Annotated in this window: 21 protein-coding genes and 1 pseudogene; 13 read left to right on the top strand and 9 right to left on the bottom strand. The window is 69.9% G+C overall.

Translation table 11 applies throughout. From position 1 onward, the window contains the following. Window position 1: 1 nt before the first annotated feature. Both ACWDRB_RS39985 and ACWDRB_RS39980 read left to right on the top strand, forming a co-directional pair. Window positions 2-1,129 carry an oxidoreductase gene (locus ACWDRB_RS39985; RefSeq protein ID WP_449902788.1) on the top strand — a complete coding sequence of 376 codons (1,128 nt, stop codon included), beginning with the start codon at window positions 2-4 and terminating at the stop codon, window positions 1,127-1,129. Next, window positions 1,126-2,028, top strand: a complete 903-nt coding sequence (locus ACWDRB_RS39980) for a polysaccharide deacetylase family protein (RefSeq protein ID WP_449902785.1) — start codon at window positions 1,126-1,128, stop codon at window positions 2,026-2,028. The genes ACWDRB_RS39985 and ACWDRB_RS39980 overlap by 4 nt, the downstream gene beginning before the upstream one ends. Here the strand turns inward: ACWDRB_RS39980 and ACWDRB_RS39975 are convergent. Further along, window positions 2,016-3,590, bottom strand: a complete 1,575-nt coding sequence (locus ACWDRB_RS39975) for a PucR family transcriptional regulator (protein WP_449902783.1) — start codon at window positions 3,588-3,590, stop codon at window positions 2,016-2,018. The two genes, ACWDRB_RS39980 and ACWDRB_RS39975, sit on opposite strands and share 13 nt — an antisense overlap. A 76-nt stretch (window positions 3,591-3,666) precedes the next feature. On the opposite strand from ACWDRB_RS39975, the gene ACWDRB_RS39970 reads away from it, so the two are divergent. Then, a complete protein-coding gene (locus ACWDRB_RS39970; protein ID WP_449902781.1) occupies window positions 3,667-3,939 on the top strand; it encodes a hypothetical protein in 273 nt (90 codons plus the stop codon). Window positions 3,940-4,010: 71 nt separating this feature from the next. Here the strand turns inward: ACWDRB_RS39970 and ACWDRB_RS39965 are convergent, their stop codons facing one another. Continuing rightward, entirely contained in the window at window positions 4,011-4,667 is a 657-nt protein-coding gene (locus tag ACWDRB_RS39965) for a class I SAM-dependent methyltransferase (protein WP_449902778.1), read from the bottom strand. Between the two features lie 169 nt (window positions 4,668-4,836). Between ACWDRB_RS39965 and ACWDRB_RS39960 the strand changes: the two genes are divergently transcribed. Beyond that, a complete protein-coding gene (locus ACWDRB_RS39960; protein ID WP_449902775.1) occupies window positions 4,837-5,922 on the top strand; it encodes a cytochrome P450 in 1,086 nt (361 codons plus the stop codon). Between the two features lie 153 nt (window positions 5,923-6,075). Beyond that, complete coding sequence (locus tag ACWDRB_RS39955) at window positions 6,076-7,389, top strand: aminoglycoside phosphotransferase family protein (RefSeq protein ID WP_449902773.1); 1,314 nt, start codon at window positions 6,076-6,078, stop codon at window positions 7,387-7,389. Window positions 7,390-7,392: 3 nt separating this feature from the next. Here ACWDRB_RS39955 and ACWDRB_RS39950 read toward each other — a convergent pair whose 3' ends face one another. Beyond that, the gene (locus ACWDRB_RS39950) at window positions 7,393-8,382 is read right to left on the bottom strand and encodes an ArsR family transcriptional regulator (RefSeq protein WP_449902770.1); all 990 of its coding nucleotides are present in this window, start codon (window positions 8,380-8,382) and stop codon (window positions 7,393-7,395) included. A gap of 68 nt (window positions 8,383-8,450) precedes the next feature. Here ACWDRB_RS39950 and ACWDRB_RS39945 point away from each other — a divergent pair, with 68 nt between their 5' ends. After that, on the top strand, window positions 8,451-9,632 hold the full coding sequence (locus ACWDRB_RS39945; protein ID WP_449902768.1) for an MFS transporter: 1,182 nt from the start codon (window positions 8,451-8,453) through the stop codon (window positions 9,630-9,632). Between the two features lie 124 nt (window positions 9,633-9,756). On the opposite strand, the gene ACWDRB_RS39940 is transcribed toward ACWDRB_RS39945, so the two are convergent. Together ACWDRB_RS39940 and ACWDRB_RS39935 are read right to left on the bottom strand one after the other, a co-directional pair. Continuing rightward, window positions 9,757-10,116, bottom strand: a complete 360-nt coding sequence (locus ACWDRB_RS39940; RefSeq protein WP_355206845.1) for a cupin domain-containing protein — start codon at window positions 10,114-10,116, stop codon at window positions 9,757-9,759. Next, the gene (locus tag ACWDRB_RS39935; protein ID WP_449902766.1) at window positions 10,116-10,550 is read right to left on the bottom strand and encodes a hypothetical protein; all 435 of its coding nucleotides are present in this window, start codon (window positions 10,548-10,550) and stop codon (window positions 10,116-10,118) included. Before ACWDRB_RS39935 ends, ACWDRB_RS39940 begins: the two co-directional genes overlap by 1 nt. 116 nt (window positions 10,551-10,666) lie before the next feature. Between ACWDRB_RS39935 and ACWDRB_RS39930 the strand changes: the two genes are divergently transcribed. Further along, entirely contained in the window at window positions 10,667-11,131 is a 465-nt protein-coding gene (locus ACWDRB_RS39930; protein ID WP_449902764.1) for a hypothetical protein, read from the top strand. 240 nt (window positions 11,132-11,371) lie between these two features. Here ACWDRB_RS39930 and ACWDRB_RS39925 read toward each other — a convergent pair whose 3' ends face one another. The 3 genes and pseudogenes from ACWDRB_RS39925 to ACWDRB_RS39915 all read right to left on the bottom strand — a co-directional run bounded on the left by ACWDRB_RS39925 (window position 11,372) and on the right by ACWDRB_RS39915 (window position 13,622). After that, window positions 11,372-12,163, bottom strand: coding sequence for a hypothetical protein (locus tag ACWDRB_RS39925; RefSeq protein ID WP_449902761.1), 792 nt, complete (start codon window positions 12,161-12,163; stop codon window positions 11,372-11,374). 392 nt (window positions 12,164-12,555) lie between these two features. Continuing rightward, window positions 12,556-12,927: pseudogene (locus ACWDRB_RS39920) on the bottom strand (hypothetical protein); the annotation flags it as partial. A 101-nt stretch (window positions 12,928-13,028) separates the two neighbouring features. Further along, the gene (locus tag ACWDRB_RS39915; protein ID WP_449902758.1) at window positions 13,029-13,622 is read right to left on the bottom strand and encodes a hypothetical protein; all 594 of its coding nucleotides are present in this window, start codon (window positions 13,620-13,622) and stop codon (window positions 13,029-13,031) included. Window positions 13,623-13,785: 163 nt separating this feature from the next. On the opposite strand from ACWDRB_RS39915, the gene ACWDRB_RS39910 reads away from it, so the two are divergent. From ACWDRB_RS39910 to helR, 6 genes are all read left to right on the top strand, one after another. Beyond that, window positions 13,786-13,923, top strand: a complete 138-nt coding sequence (locus ACWDRB_RS39910) for a hypothetical protein (RefSeq protein WP_350733660.1) — start codon at window positions 13,786-13,788, stop codon at window positions 13,921-13,923. 87 nt (window positions 13,924-14,010) lie between these two features. Further along, window positions 14,011-15,015 carry an MvdC/MvdD family ATP grasp protein gene (locus ACWDRB_RS39905; RefSeq protein ID WP_449902754.1) on the top strand — a complete coding sequence of 335 codons (1,005 nt, stop codon included), beginning with the start codon at window positions 14,011-14,013 and terminating at the stop codon, window positions 15,013-15,015. Further along, window positions 15,005-16,042 carry a TIGR04500 family putative peptide maturation system protein gene (locus ACWDRB_RS39900; RefSeq protein WP_449902752.1) on the top strand — a complete coding sequence of 346 codons (1,038 nt, stop codon included), beginning with the start codon at window positions 15,005-15,007 and terminating at the stop codon, window positions 16,040-16,042. The genes ACWDRB_RS39905 and ACWDRB_RS39900 overlap by 11 nt, the downstream gene beginning before the upstream one ends. Window positions 16,043-16,102: 60 nt before the next feature. Next, window positions 16,103-18,244 carry a peptidase domain-containing ABC transporter gene (locus ACWDRB_RS39895; RefSeq protein WP_449902750.1) on the top strand — a complete coding sequence of 714 codons (2,142 nt, stop codon included), beginning with the start codon at window positions 16,103-16,105 and terminating at the stop codon, window positions 18,242-18,244. Window positions 18,245-18,514: 270 nt separating this feature from the next. Continuing rightward, entirely contained in the window at window positions 18,515-19,750 is a 1,236-nt protein-coding gene (locus tag ACWDRB_RS39890; RefSeq protein ID WP_449902748.1) for a glycosyltransferase, read from the top strand. Window positions 19,751-19,824: 74 nt separating this feature from the next. After that, complete coding sequence (helR, locus tag ACWDRB_RS39885) at window positions 19,825-21,978, top strand: RNA polymerase recycling motor ATPase HelR (RefSeq protein WP_449902745.1); 2,154 nt, start codon at window positions 19,825-19,827, stop codon at window positions 21,976-21,978. A gap of 34 nt (window positions 21,979-22,012) precedes the next feature. Here the strand turns inward: helR and ACWDRB_RS39880 are convergent, their stop codons facing one another. Then, window positions 22,013-22,282, bottom strand: a complete 270-nt coding sequence (locus tag ACWDRB_RS39880) for a substrate-binding domain-containing protein (RefSeq protein WP_449902742.1) — start codon at window positions 22,280-22,282, stop codon at window positions 22,013-22,015. Between the last annotated feature and the right edge of the window lie 77 nt (window positions 22,283-22,359).

Here is a 22,359-nt window from a genome sequence, read left to right as displayed (position 1 = left end):
GATGAACGACATCCAGCATCCCGCCCTGCGACCGGACCGCATCGGCGATCTCCACCTCGCCAACCGGCTGGCCGTCTCGCCCATGACCAGGGTGTCCGCCGCCGCCGACGGAACGCCGACGGCCGAGATGGCGGACTACTACGCGGCTTTCGCCCGCGGTGGTTTCTCCCTCGTCCTGACCGAGGGAACTTATACCGATACGCGCTACAGCCAGAGCTACGCCAACCAGCCCGGCATCGTCACCGATGGTCACGAGGCCGCCTGGCGGGACGTCGTCAGCCACGTGCACGACGCCGGAGCGCCGATGATCCTTCAGCTCATGCACGCGGGCGCGCTGTCGCAGGGCAACCGCTACCGCGACGACACGGCGGCGCCGTCGGCCATCCTGCCGCGCGGGCAGAAGATGCCGGAATACGGCGGGTACGGTCCTTGGCCGACGCCCCGCGCGATGAGCCAGGACGACATCTACCAGGTGGTGCACGGCTTCGTGACGTCGGCCGTCCGCGCCCGGCGAGCGGGTTTCGACGGGGTCGAGGTGCACGGCGCCAACGGTTACCTCGTGGACCAGTTCCTGACCGACTACACCAACCAGCGCGGCGATCGCTATGGTGGCACGGTCGCCAACCGGGTACGACTCGCGGCAGAGATCGTCTCCGCCATCCACGCTGAGGTCGGTCCGCGGTTCTGCGTGGGGATCCGCTTGTCGCAGGGCAAGGTCAACGACTTCACCCACAGATGGGCGGGCGGCTCCAGGGAGGCGGAGATCATCTTCGCCGCGCTCGCCGAAGCGGGGGCGAGCTACCTGCACATCGCCAGTGAAGGACGGGACTGGGTGGAGACCGCGACCCTGGACGGGCAGGTGACGATCACGGGCCTGGCCCGGAAGGTGACCGGACTGCCCGTACTGGCCAATGGCGGCATGCACGACCTCGCCCGGGCCGCCATGGTGCTGCAGGACGGTCACGCGGACGTACTGACCCTCGGCCGGGGAGCGCTCGCCAACCCGGACTTCCCGCGGCGCCTGGCCCAAGGGCTGCCCCTGGCGGACTTCGACCGCCAGATGCTCCAGCCCATGGCGACGCTGAGCAACGCCCGCCTGTGGCGACCGGCGGCCGGAGTGCCGGCTTGAGCGCGTCCGGGCGAGTCGAGCAGGCGGGCGAGATCCGCGGCGGCTGGCGTGGCCGGTCCGCCGCGGTCGTGGCGCTCACCTTCGACGTGGACGCGGAGACCCCTGTGCTCGCGCAGGGCCGCGGCTTCGCCGACCACGCGAGCACGATGTCCCACCAGGCATACGGTCCCGAGGTCGGCCTGCCCCGTATCCTCGATCTTCTGGACGAGCTGGGCGTCCCCGCCACGTTCTTCGTGCCCGGTTGGGTCGCCGAGCACCGCCCCGCACTCGCCCCGTCGATCGTCGAGCGGGGCCACGAGGTGGCGCACCACTCCTACAGCCACCGGCCGCCCACATCGATGACCGCCGAGGAGGAACGCGCGGACTTCGAGCGCGCGCTGGCGGTCTTCGACAGCCAGGGCATCGAGATTCGGGGACACCGAGCGGCGCTGTGGGAAGCGTCCTGGCGGACGGCTGACCTGGTCGCGGAGTACGGCCTGCGCTACGACTCCTCTCTCATGGGGGACGACAAGCCGTACAAAGTGGTCACGCCCGCCGGCGAGATCGTCGAGCTGCCCGTCCACTGGTCGCTCGACGACTGGGAGCAGTACGCGTTCCTGCCCGCACCTCATGTGGGCTCCGTCATCGAGTCTCCGGTGAAGGTGCTGGAGCTGTGGCGGGCCGAGCTCGACGGGATGCGCCACTACGGCGGCCTGTTCAACCTGTGCGTTCACCCGTTCCTGTCCGGCCGGCCCGGCCGTGCGCTGGCGTTGCGGCAGTTCCTGGAGTACGCGCAGAGCTGCGCGGATGTGTCCTTCGCCCGCTGCCGTGACGTCGCCGAGCGTTCGGCCGCGGACGCCGGCCTGACCGTGCGCCGGCCCCGGCCCCCGGTGGTGGATCCGGACGTCTACCCGGACTGAGCCCAGTCCATCGCCTCGACGGTCAGCGCCAGGAACAGATCGACCCGGTCCTCCGTGCGCCCCACGTCCCTGCCGGTGAGCTCGGCGATCTTGGCCAGCCGGTTGCGCAGGGTGTTGACGTGGATGTGCAACGCTGCGGCCGTCGCCGCCCATTGCCCGTCATGATCGAGGAACGTCCGCAGCGTCAGCTCGAGCTCGCCGCTCCGCCGCGCGTCATGGTCCTTCATCGGGCCGAGGATCTTGCCGGCGAACTCGTTCAAGGTCTCGGCGTCGAGCAGCCCGAGGAGCAGCCGGTGCGTGCCCAGCTCGGCGAAGGCCCGCACGGACGGACCCGTGCGGGTGCGCCGCAGCACGCGGCACGCCTCCCTGGACTGCAGGAGCTGAGGGCGCAGCTCGGCCGCGTGGGCCGCGAGTCCTCCCAGGCCGACGACCGGGCGCAGCCCAGGGAAGCGCCGCTCGATGCTCCGTACCAGGCGCTGGGCGAGCGACGGCAGCTCATGCTCGGGATGACGCCATGGCAGGACGGCGACGACGTCCTGCGTGCCGCCGGCCACGACTGCCGGCACTCCCTCGACGGCGTAGAACTCCACGATCACCTCCGCGAGCCCGTGCATGGTCGCGGCCTCGCCGTCCGCGAACGCCACGGCGCACACGGCCAGCGGACCGCTCGGATCCACGCCGAACGCGCGGAGCCGGCCAGGAACCTCCGTCGCCCGCCAGCCTCCCGAGAGGACCATCTCCAGGAGCTCGCTGGCGAAGCGCATCTCGATCGCCTGGACCGCCTGCTGTTTCGCCACCTCCAGGCTGAGGAACCGAGCCGTCTGCTCCAGCGCCTGCCGCTCGGGCGTGGTGAGCTCACGCAAAGGGCGCAGGCAGATGAGAGCCGCGTCGATGTCGCCGACGGCACCCACCGGAAACAGCGCCGCTTGTCCCAAATCTCCCAGCTCCACCTCCAGCGCCGGAGGTTTCTTGGCCAATGCCGTGGCCACGGCATGCAGCTGGTCGCTGTCCAGGCTCGCGCCGGCCACCGCGAGGGAACGCGCCATCCTGTCGACCACCGCCAGGGGCAGGTCATGCTCACGGCGCAGGACATCGAGCACGCCGGAGGCACCGGCACCCCGGGAGATCGCCGTGGCCAGGGCGTCTCCCCGGCGCACCATACCGACCAGCGACTGCTTGCGTTCGTCGGTCAGCATGTCGGCCATGGCCTGCGAGACCGCCGTGAACGGCACCGCGACGGAGATCTCCAGCAGCGGCAACTCCGCTTCGCGACAGGCTTCGACCAGCGCGTCGGGAGTCTCCGGCATCTCCGCGCGCAAGCCGAACACGATGCCACTGGCCTTGGCCTTCTTGACGTTCGTCACGAACTGCGCGGGAGGCACCCGTTCGAGCCACAACCCGTTGGTCAGCACGATCTCCCCTTCGCGTACGTAGTGCGAAGGGTCGGGCAGCTCGGTGTTGTGCACCCATGCGACGGGCGCATTCAATGCGCCCGGTTGGCCCGGCACCAGTACACGGAGTTCGAGCGAGGCGCGATCCAGCAGGGATTGGAGCGTGAACACGCTGTAACTATATACAGCGATGGATTCAATCTATAGAAGATTATCCACTCATCAATGGACGGTCTCGCCTGCTTGTGTGGTTTACGTCATCAAGGAGGCCACACGCAGCAAGATCAGGGCGCGGATGCGCAACTTCATCTTCACCCAGCACGCCATCCAGGAGGGCGATCCGAGCATCCTGGCCGATTTCCGCAGCATGCTCGACCGCCTTGATCCGGAGGATTACCGAGGCAAGCGCAGCGCGGCGTTCGCCTTCGTCGAGGCGTCCACTGGCATGGGTATCGAAGCCGAATGGCTGGACGTAGAAGAGGCGCCCGTCATCATCCTCGACAACTGGAATAAGACCTGAACCGCAGCGGTCCGACCTCCCGGAGTTGGCATCCTCATGGGGTACATGACCACGATGGCTGAGGAGACTCCTCAGGTTTCGGCGTTCTCGGTTCTGAGCACGTCATAGCCGGCGAAGGTAAACATGCGCCGTCCCGAGATCAGGGGACGCGACTGACCCGTGAAGCGGTGGACACCGACACCGAAGCCGGCATCCGGCTCCGATAGCCATTCGCGTTCGAAGCCACGCTCCTCGAACCAGCGACAGATCAACGGCACCCGGTCAGGAGCTCCGCGGTGCCGAGTCCAGATAATCGTTCCGTCCGTCTTGCACAACTGGGTACAAGTGTCGATCGTGCGCTCGATGTCCTCATCCGTGATGTTGCCGAACACCCCACACACGAGCACGATCTCGGCAGGCGCCGAATCCCGGTAATGGTCAGTGAGCGCGGCATCGGCCGTGACCACTTCGACCTGCCGGACTCCCGCTGATTTGATCGCCTCCTCGGCGATGGCGGTGTTGCCCGGGTCCAGTTCGACCAGACGCGCCCGAACATCGTCACGGCGGGGATGATCGGTCAGCACCTCCAGCACGTCGCGGCCCTGACCCGAGCAGAGACTGACGAGCTTCAGCGGACCGGGCGGGCAGCCGTCCAACGCCAGCCGTATCCGTTCCTGGACGACCTGCAAGCGCCGCGCCAACTGTGAACCGGGGACGTCGTACGCATCGTGCCAAGTCTGCCAATCCATGAACGAACCCTACGAGGGCACACAGCCGAAACGCACTCCTTCGCCTCCGGCCGGGGACTCAGGCTCCGAGATGATCGACTGACGGCCATGCAGGTCGTCGCCCTTTCCAGCGGGTGTACGGCAGCGATCCGGCAGCGGTTTGCCAGGCCGTTCGCCCAGGGTGGAGGGCATGTCTGTCAAGGAACGTATCTTCGCCCATCCACCCGCGCCCGGCCCGGTCCAGTTCGATGAGCGGTTCGAGGCGTGGGTGGTCTCCCGGCACGCTGATGTCCGCAGGATCCTCAGCGACCACGCCGCCTTCTCCTCCGACGAACTCGCCCACGGCGCACATCCGGCACCTCACCACGACAATCCCGTGTTGCGCAGCCTGCCGTCGCTCGATCCGCCCCGCCATCACGAGCTGCGCCGCCTGGTGGCCAGGGTTTTCACTCCCCGCGCCGTGTCGGCCCTGGAGCCCTCCATCGCCGAGACCGCCAGGGAACTGCTGGTCGAGGGGCCTGGTGAGGTGGTGGACGGGTTCGCTTCGCCGCTGACGGTCGCCACGCTCGCGGGGCTGCTCGGCATCTCACCAGAGCGCAGGGCCGACTTCGTACGCTGGACGATCACGATCTCCGAGTTCGCCGGTGCCAACGCCGAGGACCCCGTACGGCAGGCGCGCTTCCACCAGGACCTGGCCGAACTGCGCACCTGCATCCGCGAGGTGGTCGCCGAGCCGAGGGGCGGCATGATCCCGGCCCTGGCGGCGACGCTTGACGAGAGCGAACTGCTCGATCTGGCCACCACACTCATCGTCATGGGCCACGAGACGACCACCAGGTTGATCTACCACGCGGTCCTGTGCCTGGAACGCTTCCCCACGGCGCCGACGCCCGGCCTGGTGGAGGAGGTGCTGCGCTACCTGCCGCCGGTGGGCGGCGCGGAACGCTTCACCACTGCCCAGGTGGACGTGGACGACGTCACGATCCCACCCGGGGCGCGGGTGGTGGCCTCGATCCGCCGCGCCAACCGGGACCCGCTGGTGTTCGCGGCCCCCGACGTGTTCGACGCCACGCGCGACCCCAACCCGCACCTGTCCTTCGGCACGGGCATCCACGTCTGCCTGGGCCTGCGACTCGCCACCAGCCAGGCGGTCGTCGCGATCCGGGCGCTGCGGAAGGCCTTCCCCGGCCGCTGGCGCGTGCCCGAGGACGGTCTGGAGGCTACGATCTCCCCCGTCGGGGTCGACATCCAGCGGATGCGCCTGATCACTCAGTGAAGCGAGCTGTGATCATGCCGCTCAGGAGGTGCGTCTTCTGCCGTATCGTCGCCCGCACCGAGCCCTCGCAGACCGTCCACCAGGACGAATACAAGTCATGAACGACGCCGGCGCGCTGTCCCGTGAACTCCGTCGATCCTTGGAGGGTTGATCATGTCGTCGGAAGCCGTGCTGGCAATCGTCGACCAGGACGGTGCCGTGCTGTGCGACATGGCCGGCGGCAATCCGGCGTTGCCGCGGATGCGGTTCGACGGCAGGTGGCCGCCGATGGACAGCGAGCTGACCGATCGCGTTCGTCGCGAACTCGGGCTGTCCACCGTGGTCCTGGAGCCGTTGGACTTCACGACGGTGGTGCTGCTGGCAGCCGGCGGGGCGCGGCCGGTCTCCGCCGATGGGTTCGTGTGGCACGGTCAGGATGCGGTGACCGGGCAGAGCCTGGCACTCGACTGCCGGGCGGCGCGATCCCGGCCACCCGCCTCCGACTGGTTCGGGCCCGGCTGGTTCGAGCGAGCCGAGTCCTACATCGACGGGGAGATCAAGGCTGCCGGTCGCGTTCGGCTCGGTCCGAGCCGCCAGATCAAGCACTGGAGCATGTCAGCCGTGCTGCGCACGCCGACTGACCGGGGTGACCTGTACCTGAAGGCGGTCCTGCCGAGGCTTGCTCGCGAACCGGACATCACTCGATACCTGGCGTCATTGCGCATCGCGCCGTTCGCCACCATCACCGCGACGTCACCCGGTGACCGCTGGTGGCTCGCGGAGGACTTCGGCGGCGTGGACGGCTGGGCGGTCTCCCCAGAGCAGCGTCGCGCATGCCTGACACAGCTGGTCACGGTGCAGAAGGAGACCATTCACCGCGGGGACGAGCTGATCGCCGCGGGATGTGTCCCGCTCACCCCGACCTCGCTGGCCGACGGCGTACGGTCGACCCTGGCCCGCGACGACATCTGGCGGGCGCCCAAGCTTGCGAAGAACCTGGATCGGGCGCTGACCGAGGAGGAGGCCGACCGGCTGCAGGCACTGACACCGTATCTGGTCGGGTGCGCCGAGCGCCTGGACGAGGCGGCCATCCCGGCGGCGATCGTCCACCGCGATTTCCACCCGGGCAATGTGGTCGTGCGCGACGACGAGATCCTGCTGCACGACTGGAGCTTCGCCACCGTCACGAACCCGTTGTTCGATCTGGCCTCATGGCTGCACGACGCGTCCGAGCCGGACGCCGCGGCCTACCTCGACGCCTTCTTCGCCGCCTGGGCCGACACCGTCCCTCCGGAACGGATGCGGAGCGCATGGTGCGTGGCCAAGCCGCTCGCCGCGGTGGTGGAGACGATGAAGCTGATCGAGCTGGCCGACATCGTCGGACCGGATCACGACTTCAACTGGCTGCCGATGACCTACGGTTGGGGCCGGCGGCTGCTGAACGCGGCCACCGACCCCGACCTGACCGCCAACGGTTGGCGATCGTAGGGCTCACTCGAGGCCCGGCAGGGGACCGGTCCCCGACGCCTCCACGAGCACCTCCCCGGCCGCCGTCCGCACGTACAGCACCGACCGCCCGGCCCGCCGCCGCTCCACCAGCCCCGCGTCCAGCAGCACCCGCAGATGCCGGCCCACCGACCCCAGCCCCTGACCGGTCACGGCGACCAGCTGGGTCGTGCTCATGGGAGTCCCCAGCAGCACCAGCAATCCGGCCCGCGCGGTCCCGATCAGCGCCCCGAGCCCGGCCGGGACGGGTCGTCGGTCGTGGTCCTCGGCGAGCACCCCGAGACACGAATAGACGACGGCGTACCGCTCCCGTCCCTCCCACGACACCCACCCGGTCCTCGGCGTCACCGGCATGAACAGCAGTTCGGCCCCGGCGGCGATCTCCCGCGGTTGATACGCGTTCAGGTTGACCTGGAACCGGCTCTCCCCGAGCCACCGCGTCCCCGGCTTCAGCGAGTCCAGCACGGCCGCCCAGCCGCCCTGGCTCACCCGCGCGGTCCGCGCGACCATGTCGGCCTCCAGGACGCGCCGCCGACGCTCCCAGTACGGCCGTACGGTCTCCTCCCAGACGTACGTGAGGAGCGCGGTCGCCCGCTCGGGCAGGTCGTCCCGCTCCAGGGCGGCAGGGAGCGGGCCCCGGAGGGACACGCGGAGGTTGGCCCGCGCCTCCTCGGCCCCGGTCGCCCGCACCCGGGCCACGGTCGCCTCGAAACTCTCCCCCTCGCACGAGGTGGGGCAGAAGAAGTCGGCGATCCAGGACCTGCCGAGCGCCGCCCGTACGACCAGCGCGGCCACCGGATCGGCCGCGAGGCGCACGCGGTAGCCGGGCAGGTGCGCGCGCAGCCAGGCCTCCTCGCCCGGATGGGCACCGGTCCCCGCGTGCAGCAGCTTCAGGCTCGCGAAGGTCTCGGCGAACGGCGAGAGCACGAACCGGCTACGGGCGAGGACATCGGTGTCGATCTGCCACAGGCCCATGCGTACAACCTTTCGCGCGTCGGCGAAACAGTAAACACGACCCCCGGGCCGCTCCGAGACTCCGACGTATGCGCAGCTATCGAACCCTGTTCCGCACCCCGGAGTTCACCCCGTTCCTGCTCTCTTACGCCGCTTTCGCCGCGGCTCAGACGATCGGCGCCCTGGCCCTCGGCACGCTGGTCTTCCAGGCCACCGGCTCCCCGCTGCTGTCAGCGGTGAGCATGTTCGGCCCGCAGCTGGCGAAGTTGGCGGGGGCCACGTTCCTGCTCTCGGGCGCCGATCGCCTGCCCCCGCGCGCGATCCTGTCCGGCCTCGCCCTCGCCTTCGCGGCCGGTACCGCGGTGCTGGCGCTGCCCGGTCTGCCGGTCGCGGCGGTCTTCGCCGTCGTGCTGGCGCAGGGCCTGGTCGCGTCCCTGGGCGGGGGAGCGCGCTCAGGACTGTTGACCGAAATCCTGTCGAAAGACGGCTATGTCCTGGGCCGTTCGGTGTTCAACATGCTCTGGGGCCTGATGCAGGTGGCCGGGTTCGCGACGGGTGCCGCGCTGCTGACGCTTCTGACCCCGAGGACATGCCTGCTCCTGGCGGTGGCGCTGTACGTGATGTCGGCCCTCGCCACCCGCCTGGGCCTCACGGCCCGGCCGCCGCGCTCCTCCGGGCGCCCGTCCGTCTCGGCGACCTGGCGCACCAACGCCCTCCTGTGGTCCTCGCGCCCCCGCCGCCTGACGTACCTGGGCCTGTGGATCCCCAACGGCCTGGTGGTCGGCTGCGAGTCGCTCTACATCTCGTACGCCCCCGGAGCCGCCGGCACGCTGTTCGCGTGCGGGGCGCTGGGCATGTTCCTAGGGGACGTGGCGGTGGGCCGCCTGGTGCCGCCCGCGTTGCGCCCCCGTCTCGCGGTCCCGCTGCGCCTGCTGCTGGCGACGCCGTACCTGTTCTTCGTCCTGCAGCCGGGAGTGGCGCTGTCGGCCGTGGCCGTCGTCGTCGCCTCCGTCGGCTTCGGCGCGAGCCTGGTCCTGCAGGAACGCCTGATGTCCCTCACCCCGGACGACCTCGTGGGCCAAGCCCTCGGCCTGCACTCCGTCGGCATGTCCACCATGCAGGGCATCAGCGCGGCCCTCGCGGGTGTGGTGGCCCAACTGACCTCCCCGGCCGCGGCGATGACGGTGCTGGCGTTCGGGTCGGTCGCCGTGACCCTGACCCTCGCGGTGCTGGGCAGGCACGAGGAACGGCAGCCGGCCATCCCCGCCTGATCGGTCGGAGGCTGCGCGACCTCCACGGGGAGGAGCGGGTCGAGCCCGCGGAGGCGCCGCGCGAGCTGCCGCAAGCCGGGCGCCAAGCGCTCCACGGCTGCTCGCGCCGGATTCGCGTCGGCGGTCAGACGGGGATGAACAGCGCCTCGAACGGCGGGTCGCCGACGCCGGTCGTGACGTGCCCCATTCCTGTGGTGTCGGCGGCGAGTACGAGGTCGCCGGGACCGAAGCGACGCCGGCCGCCGTCGCTGACCGTCACCTCGATCACCCCGCGCAGCATCACCACCCACTGCTCTCGTGGCGCCGGGTGCGCGGTGCTGTCGAACGCGGCACTGCGCAGGAACTGCACGCCATCTCTCGACGGCAGCCCACCGACGGCCATGGCCGGCACCCCGTCGGCCACCTGCCGGTGTTCCAGTGCGATCTCGCCGTCCTCGAACGCTGATCCGCCGTCCTCCGTGCGGGTGATCCTGGTGAAGCGCATCAACTCACTCCGATGAACTGGTGGTCGGTACGGATCCGCCCATCGCTGTCCAGGGCGAGGATGTCCAGGCCGCCGCCGACGGCCTGTCCCGTGTGGGTCGACACCATCGACCACCGGATGCCGAGCACGTTGGACATCAGGAGGGACGCCTCTTCGGCGCACTCAAAAAGGTGCTCGCCCGACGCGACGAACATCTCGTACGCACGGGTCACCCTGGCGTTCAAGGCGTCGTGACCCCGGACTTCCAGCGGCGGCACCGGAAACGCCAGCCCCGCGGCGGCCTCACGGATCTCCTGCGGCGGGTCGACCAGCACCTGGACCCCGTCGAGCGCCCACATTTCGCGGATGAGCGCGGCCCGCGCGGCCGGATCGGGTTCGTTCCACTGGGCGACGTATCGGTCGGCCCATTGCTTGATGTCGAGTGGGTTGCTCATGCACAGCAGTGTGCTGATTCCCCCGCGCCACCGCGATTCCCTGCAGGGAATCGCGCCGCTGCCGGTTCGGGCAGGTGGGTGGGTTCGTGGCGGAGGGAGTCGGGCATGCGGGAGGCATGGTTCTGCCGGGCCTGGCATTTCGGCGCGGAATCGTGAATCTCCCGTGCTTTGTTCACCATGGCATGGAGACGGCAGATGCGGAGACGGGCGACGTCAGTGGCGTGATCCTCGTTCTCTTGACGTTCGTCTGGCTGATCGGGGTTCCGCTGTGCCTCTGGCAGTCGATCGTCGCCGGCCTGGGATATCCCGAAGGCGATCGTGCGGGCATGAACGCCTGGATGACCGCGGCCGCGGTGATCTTCACGGCTGCGCCCGTCCTCGCCACCGGCATCTGCGTCTTCACCAGGAGAGTCGTACGCGCGTGGGTCTTTGGTCTCGTCGCAGTGGCGTGCGTCGGTTTTGTCCTGCGAGGCCTGTACATGGATGCGCGCCAAGCGGAGTTGCGTCGGGGTCCGCCGCCGCTGCCGTCCGGCTACTGCGCCGAGTACAGCGGTGGAGACAGCGACTGCCCTGGAGGATGAGTCGTCGGCGCCGGCCTGCTACTCCGAACTCCGCCGGCTCGGATGACGCCAAGCGAAAATGCCGTGGCAAATAATTTGCCACGGCATTTTGTCACCCGCGTTTTCGGGCGGCCGAGAGCGATTCCGGCTCAATCGCCGATCACAGTGCCAGGGGATGCCCTCGGTCTCGACGGAGGACGTCGTCGCCGAGCTTATCCCCGGGCGGGCCATCTCACCTTGGTTTGTATCGTGCGTTACGACTTACCAGTCGTGGTGGTGGTCAAACTTGTCGTCGTCCCTGTCGTGGTCCCTGTCGTGGTCCCTGTCGTGGTCCCTGTCGTGGTCCCGGTCGTGCTCGAACTTCTTGTCGTGCTCGAACTTTCTGTCGTGCTCGAACTTCTTGTCATGCTCGGACTCGTCGTGCTCGAACTTCTTGTCATGCTCGGACTCGTCGTGCTCGAACTTCTTCTCGCGCTCGTTCTCGTCGTGCTTGAACTTCTTGTCGTGCTCGAACTTGTCGCGGTCGAACTTCTTCTCCTGCTCGAACTTCTTGTCATGGTCGAACCTGACGTGGTCGATCTTGACGTGGTCGAACTTGAAGCGATCGGACTTCTTGTCGCGGTCGAACTTCTTGTCGCGGTCCATCTTCTCGCGGTCGAACTTCTTGTCGTGCTCGAACTTCTCGCGGTCGAACTTCTTGTCGTGCTCGTTCTCGTCGTGCTCGAACTTCTTGTCGTGCTCGTTCTCGTCGTGCTCGAACTTCTTCTCATGTTCGAACTCGTTGTGCTCGAACTTGTCGTGGTCGAACTTCTTGCCGTGCTCGAACTTCTCGTCGTGGTCGGACTTGTCCTCGCGGCCCCACCAGAGGACGTCGCACACGCCCCACTCGCTCGCGCAGTTCGCGGCCGGCTGCGTCGGGACGTAGCCCACGCTCGCGCTCGCCACTGCCTGGCCGAGCGGAACGAACATGAGGCCGGTGGCCGCAGCGGCCAGAGCCAGCTTGGCGATACGGGCGCTGCGCGGCGTCGGCAAATGCCGAATTTCAGTATTCACGTGCTCTCGTTTCCATTCATGGATAAATCGACGCGAAATCCGACGCCCACATCTCGGTAGGCATTCAGACAGAAGCGTACATACCCGCAAGGATTATCTCATTCACCTCAATGAACCCCAATAACCCGTCAAATTCGATACCTTTAAAGAAGGCGTCGTCGCACAAATATTTTGGCGTTTCTTTGCATGTCGTGAGACATGCCATGGCGCTGGTTCCGATTAATTCACATTTGCGGATAAGCGGCGATTTGCCGTCCAGAACGGCGCCACCCGCGCGGGCTGACGGCGGAACCGCGTCTCGCCGGCACAACCTCGACGAAGCGGCCGTGCTGGACCGCGCGCCGGCGGTGGGCTCGGCCGCCGCTACGCGCTGCCCGAAGTCTCGGCGTAGTTCACTCCGGGGTGCGTCCCCAGGCCGACACCATCGGCGCGGTCGCCAGGTCCATGCCGCCGGCCGCCACGTTGGCCAGGTGCCGCTCGACCTCTTCCTCGGTCGCGTGGCCGCCGGCGACCAGGCCCTCGCGGATGTGCGCGATGGTCGCCGTCTCCAGCAGGTCGCAGGCGGGGGAGGCGATCGGGAAGTACGCCTCGGCCGCCACGTCGACCAGCCCGGCGGCGCGGAGCAGCCCGGGAAGCCGCCGTCCGTACGCGAGGTCGGCGTCCTCGAGAAGGAGCCGGGTACCGGGCTTCAGCGCCGCGATCATCGACCGCAGGGCACGTTCGCGGTCGGCGACGTGCACCAGCACCAGGCGCGCGTGCACGAGGTCGAACGCCTCAAACGCACCCCGGCCTCGGCCCGCGCGTTGTCGAGCAGGTAGCCGGCCTCATCCGTCATGGACCGATGATGCACCAGTCCGAGTGCGGGTCATCGTGACGGGGCGAGGCGATCCCAGACCAGGCGCTGCCGTTCCGCCGACAGACCCTGGCCGCTCATGGCCCGATGCAACAGGTCGAAGTCGCACCCTTGCGCGCTCATGTGGTCGAGGAGGGGTTCGTAACGGTCGGCCCTGTCCCGTACGAGTTCCGTCGCCAGCCGTAGTTCCAGCCGAACCGCGGGAACCTGGTGCGAGCCACATGCGATCCACACGCAGTGCTGCCATGGGCCGCGACCGACGCATTCCATCGCGTCGGAGTCGGTCTGCCTCTCGACGGTGCTCATCTCCACCTTGACCCCGTGCACCTCGTACCTGGCGAAGTATTGCGCGGACGCGGGAATCCACGAGGCGGCATGAAGGCAGGGGAACGAGGCGAGCGCGGCACCGAACTCATCCACCTCCTCTCGCCGCGCCACCAGGAGGTCGATGTCCCCGACAGGAAGCTGAACCCCCTGGAGGAGAGCCGCGCTCGTGCCCCCCAGGCGGTAAGCGATGTCGGCACCCGCGGCTCGCATGGCGGTGAGCGCCGTGTCCAGCGCCGCAGTGATGTCCGCCGCTCGAAGAGACGTTCCGCCGTTGTCCATGGCGAGCAGCCTAAGAGCGCGAGGACGCGGGATGTCAGTCGTGCTGACCTGCGTTCGCAGTCAGCTTCAGCCGCCTTTGCAGTGGATCACAAGTCGTGATCGCCACGATCACTCGCAGGGTCGTAGATCACGGCCCTGCGCAACCAGAAGGGGGGTGAACAGCATGCTGAACATCGAGGACCTTCCCGCCGGTGTCTCCGAGCTCGACGGCGAGGAGCTGGAGGTGATCGCGGGCATGGAACCGGACTGGAGCACCTATCTCTGCACCGCCAGCCAGAAGGGCGACTGCTGGAAGACGTGATCCGACCGCGATGACCGCGGCCCGGTGAGCAGCGGGGAGCCCGTCAAGCGGCTCCCCGCTGTTGCGACAGCAAAGGACCGAACGACTGTGTTATTGATCATCAGCAGCCACCGCGACGACTCGATACACGTCGTGCTGCCCAAGCTGCGCGAGCGCGGCGTGCCGCTGCTGTGGTGGGACGAGGCCGACTACCCCGGAGCCTCCACCCTCACCACCAGCTGCCTCGACGGCCGCTGGCGCCAGGTGCTGACCTATCGGGGCGAGACGTACGACCTGTCGAAGGTGAGCGCGGTGTGGGACCGGCGCCCCGACCGGCCGTCCGCGCTCGAGGTTCCGGAGCCGTCGCAGCGTGCCTTCGCCGAGCACACGGCCAAGATCGCTGTCACCGGCGCGTACGACCTCATGGTCGGGGCCCGGTGGATGCCCGCGCCGCCGCAGTACACCGCGGCCGTCGACAACAAGCTCCTGCATCTGTACCGGGCCGCCGAGCTCGGGTTGACCGTGGCCGACACGGTGGTGACCAACGATCCCGAGGTCCTGGTGCCGCTGTGGAACCAGGCCGGCGGGCGGATGATCACCAAGACGCTCGGATTCCACCCGTTCACGCTGGACGGGGAGGCTCGTCACCTGTTCACCGCGACGGTGCCCAGGCGGCGGCTGACCGGGCGGCACCGGCTCCGGCACGGCCCGGCGATACTGCAGCCGAACCTGCCCAAGGCGTACGAGCTGCGGGTGACCGTGGTGGGCGAGCAGGTGTTCGCCGCCCGCATCGACTCCCAGACCTCGCGGCTCACCACCGTGGACTGGCGGCACTACGACGACACCAAGGTGGGCTACGCGGCCTACGACCTGCCGCAGGACATCGCCGAGCGGTGTGTCCGCCTGGTGGCCGGGCTGGGCCTGAGCTTCGGCGCGCTGGACTTCATCGTGACCCCGGACGGCCGGTACGTCTTCCTGGAGCTCAACGTCAACGGCCAATGGGCCTTCGTCGAGCTGCGTACCGGCATGCCCATCAGCGACGCCATCGCCGACTGGCTCACCACCGCCACCACCACCGGCCCCGATTCAAAGGACTCCGCCGATGCCCGCTGACCAGAGCACCGCCGTCCGTACCTCCTTCGCCGACGACCTCGCCGGGGCGGTCGCGCTCCTGCGGGGGTTGCCGACCGCGCAGGACCAGGTGGGCGAGGCGCGGCGGCGCGCGCGTGACTGGGCCGCCGCGCGGCCGCACCTGCGCGCCCAACTGGTCGTCGACGAGCCGCCGGGGACGACCCGGGTCGGTTACGACCTGCTCCTCGACCACCCCGAGGGCGGCACCGTCGCGCTGTCGGCCGAGGCGGAAGACGGCGTCCCGTGGCTGGTGGACCACTCCACCCACTGGGCGGCGGCCAACGTCCTCAGCGTGGACGGCGTCGGGCTGTCCATCGCGGTGGCGCTGTCCACCATCCGCGCCCTGGGCGTGCGCGACCAGCAGCTCCACGAGCGGCTGGTGGACCACCGCATCCTGCTCAACGAGCTGGAGGGCGTCCTGCAGTCGCCGACCGAGGCCGAGATCCAGGCCGCCGCCGACGAGTTCCGTCGCCGCCGTGGGCTCACCGGCAAGGCGCAGACGCTGGAGTGGCTGGCCGAGGCGGGCATGTCGCCGGAGATGTTCCGGACCCACGCCCGTACCCAGGCGATCACCGCCCGCATCCGCGACCGCTTCGCCGGCGAACCCGCCCGCCGCCACCTGGCCGAGCACCCGGAGGACTTCACAATGCGGCGCGCGGTGTGGGTGACCGGTCCCCACGCCGACGAGCTGCGCGCCCTGTCGGAGGGTCCGGTGCAGGACTTCGCGGCCCGTTCCCTGGCCGCCCTCGAACGCCCCGGGCACAGACTGCAGCTGCACGCCGCCACCACGCTCACCCCCCGGCTGCCCGAGCCCCTGCGGACGGCGGCCGAGCGAACGGCGATCGGGCCGGTCCCCTACGAAGGCGGCCATCTGGCCGGGGCGGTCCACGAGGTCGTCCCGCCCGACCCCGGCGCGCCGGAAGTGCTGGAAGCAGCGCGGGACGCGGCCTTCCAGGCGTGGCTGGACGAGCGGCGGCGTACCGCGGAGATCCAGTGGTTCTGGCTCTGAGCGCGATCGGGCGGATGTGACGGTGAGGGAAATGGCGTACCGGATCGGGGAGGTGCGGCGGTGAGACGCCGCGTGCCGCTGCGGATGCAACTGGCCCGCAGTGACTGCGGCGCCGCCTGCCTGGCCATGGTGCTCAGCGCGCTGGGCCGCCGCACGGGCCTGGCGGAAATACGCGAGCACCTGGCCGAAGGCGTGGACGGGGTGAGCCTGCGCGAGATGATCCAGGCCGGGGCCCGCTTCGGGCTGCGGTTACGGGCCTGCCGCGCCCCGATCGACACCCTCCGCGCGCTGCCCGCGCCGTTCATCGCCGTGTGGGAGAACAACCACTTCGTCGTCGTCGAGCACATCGGCCCACGCGGCGCCACCGTGATCGATCCGGCGCGGGGCCGGCGGAGACTGTCGCAGCAGCAGTTCCAGGCCGGATACTCCGGCAAGGTCCTGCTGGCCGACGCCCCCACCGGGCTCACCCCCGCCGCCCGGCCCCGGCCCTGGCGCGTGCTGCGCCCGCTGCTGGCACCCGCGCTGGCCAACCGGGGGCTGATCGTCGCGGTGCTGCTGACCTCGCTGACGGCGCAGCTGCTCGGGCTGGCCGTGCCGCTGTTCACCAAACTCGTGGTGGACCGGCCGGTGGCGATGGACGCGACGACGCTGGCGGCCGCCGCGCTGTGCGTCGTGCTGGTGTACGGGCTGACGTCCTGGACCCGCGCCCGGATGCTGATCCGGCTGCAGACCTCGGTGGCGGCCGAGGGGATGCGCGCACTCGTCGGCCACACGCTGGCGCTGCCGTACCGCTTCTTCCAGCGCCGCTCCAGCGGCGACCTGCTGAGCCGGCTCAGCGGGGTGGCCATGCTGCGCGATCTGCTCACCGAACAGTCGCTGGCCTTCCTGTTCGACCTGGCCACCGCGGTGACGTACCTGACCCTGCTCATCCTCGCCGCGCCCGGGCTCGGGCTGGTGACGCTCGCGGCGGCGGCGCTGCAGGCCGGTGTGGTCCTGGCCACCGCCCGCCGTGGCATGCACCTGGCCTTCGCCGCCCTGCACACCACCGCCGCCACCCAGGCCACCATGGTCGACAGCCTGGCCGGCATCGAGGCGATCAAGGCCTCCGGCGGAGAGGCGGCCGCGGCGGACCGCTGGCGCGTCCACCACGAGGAGGAGCTGACCACCGGGGCGGCCCGGGACCGGCACGTGGCCGCGGTCCAGACCGCCACCACCACCCTGCAGATCGCGCTCCACCTGAGCCTGCTGGTGACCGTGTTCGCCTCGACCTCCGGGACGCTGGGCGACCGGCTCGCCCTGGTGTCCCTCGCCGTCGCCGCGACCACGCCGCTCGCGTCGCTCCTGGGCATCGTCTACCAGCTGCAACTGGCCGCCGCACACCTGGGCCGCATCGCCGACCTGATGGGTACGCCGCAGGAGCGCATCGGCGGCGTCCGTCCGGACGGCGGGCTGCGCGGCAGCGTCACCGTCACCAAGATCAGCGTCGGCTACGACGCCCGTACGCCGGTGCTCCGCGACCTCTCCCTGCGCATCCCGGCCGGCGCGCGGGTCGCCATCGTCGGCGCGTCGGGATCCGGCAAGACCACCCTCGGCCGTACGCTCATCGGCCTGACCGAGCCGACCGCCGGGCAGGTCCGCTTCGACGACATCCCGCTGCAAGAACTCGACCGGCAGTGGCTGCGCCGGCAGGTGGGCGTGGTCACCCAGCAGCCACACCTGTTCTCCGGCACCATCGCCGCCAACATCGCGGGCTTCACCCCCGTCAACCACCAGGCGGTCGAGCACGCCGCCCGCCTGGCCGAACTCCACGACGAGATCGTGCGCCTCCCGCAGGGCTACGACACCAACGTCGGAGAGGGCGGTACGCGCCTGTCCGGCGGCCAGCGCCAGCGCCTGGCGCTGGCCCGTGCCCTGGTCCACCGCCCCCGCATCCTGCTGCTGGACGAGCCCACCGCGGCGCTGGACGCGGTCACCGAGGAACGCATCCGCCGCAACCTGCTCAGGCTCGGCCAGACCCAGGTCATCATCGCCCACCGGCTGTCCACGATCCAGGACGCGGACCTGATCGTCGTGCTGCACCGCGGCCAGATCATCGAGGCCGGCACCCACCACCAACTCATGACCCACGACGGCCACTACGCCTACCTGGTGCGGCACCAGCACCGGTCGCCCGGCCCCACACCGGCCCTCAACCCCCGTTGAGGCGCACCCGGGTGGCCGACTGTCGGCTCGTCCTGCCATGATCACCGTCGTGCGGGAGGTGTCCCCCGGGAGGCCCTGCGGCGGATGGGGGTCACCCCGTGTTCGGTGGCTGAGCTGTCCGTATGTGGCGTCGCGGACGATGAAGGGAAAGGGGAGACCCGCGCCTTTCCACTCTCAACGTATAGCGCACCGGGGGGCTTGCCACAAGACCCGGGTCATGCCGCAGAATCGTCCGCCGAGGCCAGAACCTGCGGAAATGGGGGACGCGAAGTGCGTGTGGTGTTGTCGACGTACGGGTCGCGCGGGGACGTCGAACCGATGGCGGCACTCGCGGTGCGGTTGCGGGAGCTCGGCGCGGAGGTGCGGGTGTGCGCGCCGCCGGACGAGGAGTTCGCGCAGCTGTTGGCCGGGGTCGGCGTGCGGCTGGTGCCGGTCGGTCAGTCGGCGCGTGCGCTGACGACCGCGGCGCCGCCGCCGTCATCCCTGCCTGAGCGCGCGGCCGAATTGATCGCCGGCCAGTTCGACACGGTCACCGCGGCGGCCGAGGGGTGCGACGTGCTGGTGGCGACCGGCATGATGCCGGCCGCCGCCGGTGCGCGGTCGGTGGCCGAGAAACTGGGCATCCCTTCCGTGTCCGTGACCTTCCAGCAGCTCACCCTGCCGTCGCCGCACCGCCCGCCGCTGGCCTATCAGGGCCGGCCGTTCCCGCCGGAGGTGACCGACAACCGCGTGCTGTGGGACCTGGACGCCCAGAGCATCAACGCGCTGTTCGGCGCGGCGCTCAACACCAGCCGGGCGTCGAACGGCCTGCCACCGGTGGACGACGTTCGCGACTACGTCATCGGCGACCAGCCGTGGCTGGCGACGGACCCGGCCCTGGACCCGTGGCAGGGGATGCCGGAGCTCGACGTCGTACAGACCGGCGCGTGGATCCTGCCGGATGCTCGCCCGCTCCCGGCCGAGCTGGTGGCGTTCCTGGACGCCGGCGAACCGCCGGTGTACGTGGGCTTCGGCAGCATGCCCATGCACGCTTCCAAGGATGTCGCCCGGGTGGCCATCGAGGCGGTCCGGGCGCAGGGCCGCCGCGCGCTCGTCAGGCGCGGCTGGGCCGACCTGGCTCTGATCGACGACCGGGACGACTGCTTCGTGGTCGGCGAGGTCAACCAGCAGGCACTGTTTCCCCGGGTGGCCGCGGTCGTGCACCACGGCGGCGCGGGCACGACGACGACGGCCGCGCGGGCCGGCGCGCCTCAGGTGGTGGTGCCCCAGGCGACGGATCAGCCGTACTGGGCGGATCGGGTGGCCGAGCTGGGCATCGGCGCGGCACACGACGGTCCGGCTCCGACCGCCGAGTCCCTGTCGGCCGCGCTCAGGACGGCTCTGGCCCCCGAGACCCGGGTACGAGCGACTGCCGTGGCCGGCACGATCCGCACCGACGGGGCGGCGGCGGCCGCGAAGCTGCTGCTCGACATGGTCAGCCCGGAAAGGCGGTCCGCATCCGCGTGAACCCCGGCGACCGGGTTTGTCACGCCGGTCCAGACGCCGACCTTCGCAAGCGACCTCACATCGGAGCTGATGACGTGAATCCCCTGACCGCCGGCGTGTTCGACCTGCCCGAGCATCTTGCCCCCAAGGCCGACCCGGCGCTGATCGCCGGCGATGAGCGGCACTTCGCGGCCATCGCGGAGAGCCTTGAGCAGTCGATCTCCGAGCTGTCCGACCGCCTCGACGCCGAGCGCAAGGCGCCCGGCGGAAAGGGGCGGGCGGCCCTGGACCGGGACCTGGAGATCCACCGGCTCTCCGCCCGCCTGCGCGCACTGCGTCGCTTCGGTCTGGACCTGTGCCTCGGACACATGGTCAGCGCGGACGACCCCGAGCCCGTGTACATCGGACGACTCGGCCTCACGGACAGCGAGGGCCGCCGGCTGCTGCTCGACTGGCGTTCCCCCGCTGCCGAGCCGTTCTTCGGAGCCACCCACGGGAACCCGATGGGTATGGCGAGCCGCCGCAGGTACCGCTGGACCCGCGGCCGGATCAGCGACTACTGGGACGAGGTGTTCACCTCGGACGGGTTCGAAGGGCACCACGCCGCGCTCGACGACCAGTCCGCCTTCATCGCCAGCCTGGGCAGCAGCCGGTCGCCACGGATGCGCGACGTGCTCGGCACCATCCAGGCCGACCAGGACGCCATCATCCGCGCGGGATCCAGCGGCGCTCTCGTCGTCGACGGCGGTCCGGGTACGGGCAAGACCGTCGTCGCCCTGCACCGCTCCGCGTATCTCCTCTACTCCGATCCCCGCCTGGGTCACCGCCGGGGTGGCGTGCTGTTCGTCGGCCCGCACCAGCCGTACCTGGCCTACGTCGCCGACGTCCTCCCCAGCCTCGGTGAGGAGGGCGTACAGACCTGCACCCTGCGGGACCTCGTCGCCGAGGGAGCCACGGCGGCGATCGAGACCGACCCGGACGTGGCCCGCCTGAAGTCGTCCGCGAACCTGGTCAAGGCGATCGAGCCGGCCGTCAGGTTCTACGAGAACGCGCCCACCAAGGGGATGACGGTCACGACCCACTGGTCCGACATCTGGCTGAGCCCCGAGGACTGGGCCGAGGCGTTCGAGGCGGCGGAGCCCGGCACCCCGCACAACGAGGCGCGCGACCAGGTCTGGGAGGAACTGCTCACGGTCCTGGCGGACAAGCACGACAACGAGGACATCTCACCTGACCTGCTCCGCAAGTCGCTGCTGCGGAACAGGGAGCTGCTCACGACCTTCAACCGCGCGTGGCCGCTGATCGAGGCGGCCGACCTCGTCGGAGACCTGTGGTCGGTACCCGCCTACCTGCGGATGTGCGCCCCCTGGCTCAGCCCCGACGAGGTCCGGCGGTTGCAGCGCGCGGACGCCCAGGCCTGGACGGTGTCCGACCTGCCGCTCCTGGACGCGGCGCGGCAGCGGCTCGGCGACCCGGAGGCGGCGCGGCGCAAGCGGCGGCAGGAAGCCGCCGTCGCCGCCGAACGCGAGCGCATGGCCGGGGTCGTCGACAACCTGCTCGAGGCCGATGACGACGGTGAAGGCGCGGTGACGATGCTGCGCGGACAGGACCTGCGGGACGCCCTGGTCGACGAGAACGCATCACCCGGTATCGAACCGGACCAGCTCGCCGGCCCGTTCGCGCACATCGTCGTGGACGAGGCTCAGGAGCTGACCGACGCGGAGTGGCAGATGCTGCTGCTCCGGTGCCCGTCCCGGAGCTTCACCATCGTCGGGGACCGGGCCCAGGCCAGGCACGGGTTCACGGAGTCGTGGCAGGAACGGCTGGAGCGGGTCGGGCTCGACCGCGTCAACCTGGCGTCCCTGAGCATCAACTACCGAACGCCGGAAGCGATCATGACGGCGGCCGAGCCGGTCATCCGGGCCGCGCTCCCGGACGCCAACGTGCCGACCTCCATCCGCAGCACCGACGTCCCCGTCGTACACGGGGCTGTTTCGGAGCTGAGCCCGATCCTCGACACCTGGCTCGCCGCGCATGCCGACGGGATCGCCTGCGTGATCGGCGACCCCACGTTCCAGGGGACGTCTCGCGTGCGGTCGCTGACTCCGGAGCTGTCGAAGGGGCTCGAGTTCGACCTGGTCGTTCTCGTCGACCCGGAGGCGTTCGGCGAGGGCATCGAAGGAGCGGTCGACCGTTATGTCGCGATGACCCGGGCGACCCAGCAACTGGTCATCCTCACGAGCTCCTGACCTCGGCTCCAGGGCGAGGCCAAGGTAGGACACCTCACGTGGATGAGCGCTGGATGACTCGTGGATCGGCCGAGATGACGGCGGGGCGGGTGGTCTGGCCGGCGAGGCCGGCGATGATCGTCTCGGCGCGGTGGCGGGCCGCGTCGTGCAGGTCGTAGCAGACGGTGGTGAGCGGCGGGTTCGCCAGGCGCGCGGTGGGGATGTCGTCGGCTCCGATGACGGCCAGGTCGGCGGGGCCGGCCGTGCTCGTGCAGGCCGGCGAGCACGGCGACGGCGGTTTCGTTGTTGAAGGCGCATCCCTCATGGCAGCGGGCTGGGACGGCACGGACGCCGACTGCCCGGGCTTCCCGAGCGACGGGAGCTGGACCGTCCGGCACGAGG

This window comes from Nonomuraea sp. NPDC003707, assembly GCF_053587055.1.
Note: the sequence above shows the minus strand (reverse complement) of the source record. Positions and strands in the feature narration are given on the sequence as shown.

What these genes read in the sequence shown, in the direction of transcription:
- ACWDRB_RS39880 (WP_449902742.1), bottom strand. Translation starts at nt 22,282, where the DNA reads ATGAGGGATGCGCCTTCAACAACGAAACCGCCGTCGCCGTGCTCGCCG.
- ACWDRB_RS39930 (WP_449902764.1), top strand. Translation starts at nt 10,667, where the DNA reads ATGGTTCTGCCGGGCCTGGCATTTCGGCGCGGAATCGTGAATCTCCCG.
- ACWDRB_RS39910 (WP_350733660.1), top strand. Translation starts at nt 13,786, where the DNA reads ATGCTGAACATCGAGGACCTTCCCGCCGGTGTCTCCGAGCTCGACGGC.
- ACWDRB_RS39950 (WP_449902770.1), bottom strand. Translation starts at nt 8,382, where the DNA reads ATGGGCCTGTGGCAGATCGACACCGATGTCCTCGCCCGTAGCCGGTTC.
- ACWDRB_RS39940 (WP_355206845.1), bottom strand. Translation starts at nt 10,116, where the DNA reads ATGCGCTTCACCAGGATCACCCGCACGGAGGACGGCGGATCAGCGTTC.
- ACWDRB_RS39965 (WP_449902778.1), bottom strand. Translation starts at nt 4,667, where the DNA reads ATGGATTGGCAGACTTGGCACGATGCGTACGACGTCCCCGGTTCACAG.
- ACWDRB_RS39955 (WP_449902773.1), top strand. Translation starts at nt 6,076, where the DNA reads ATGTCGTCGGAAGCCGTGCTGGCAATCGTCGACCAGGACGGTGCCGTG.
- ACWDRB_RS39985 (WP_449902788.1), top strand. Translation starts at nt 2, where the DNA reads ATGAACGACATCCAGCATCCCGCCCTGCGACCGGACCGCATCGGCGAT.
- ACWDRB_RS39960 (WP_449902775.1), top strand. Translation starts at nt 4,837, where the DNA reads ATGTCTGTCAAGGAACGTATCTTCGCCCATCCACCCGCGCCCGGCCCG.
- ACWDRB_RS39900 (WP_449902752.1), top strand. Translation starts at nt 15,005, where the DNA reads ATGCCCGCTGACCAGAGCACCGCCGTCCGTACCTCCTTCGCCGACGAC.
- ACWDRB_RS39935 (WP_449902766.1), bottom strand. Translation starts at nt 10,550, where the DNA reads ATGAGCAACCCACTCGACATCAAGCAATGGGCCGACCGATACGTCGCC.
- ACWDRB_RS39915 (WP_449902758.1), bottom strand. Translation starts at nt 13,622, where the DNA reads ATGGACAACGGCGGAACGTCTCTTCGAGCGGCGGACATCACTGCGGCG.
- ACWDRB_RS39945 (WP_449902768.1), top strand. Translation starts at nt 8,451, where the DNA reads ATGCGCAGCTATCGAACCCTGTTCCGCACCCCGGAGTTCACCCCGTTC.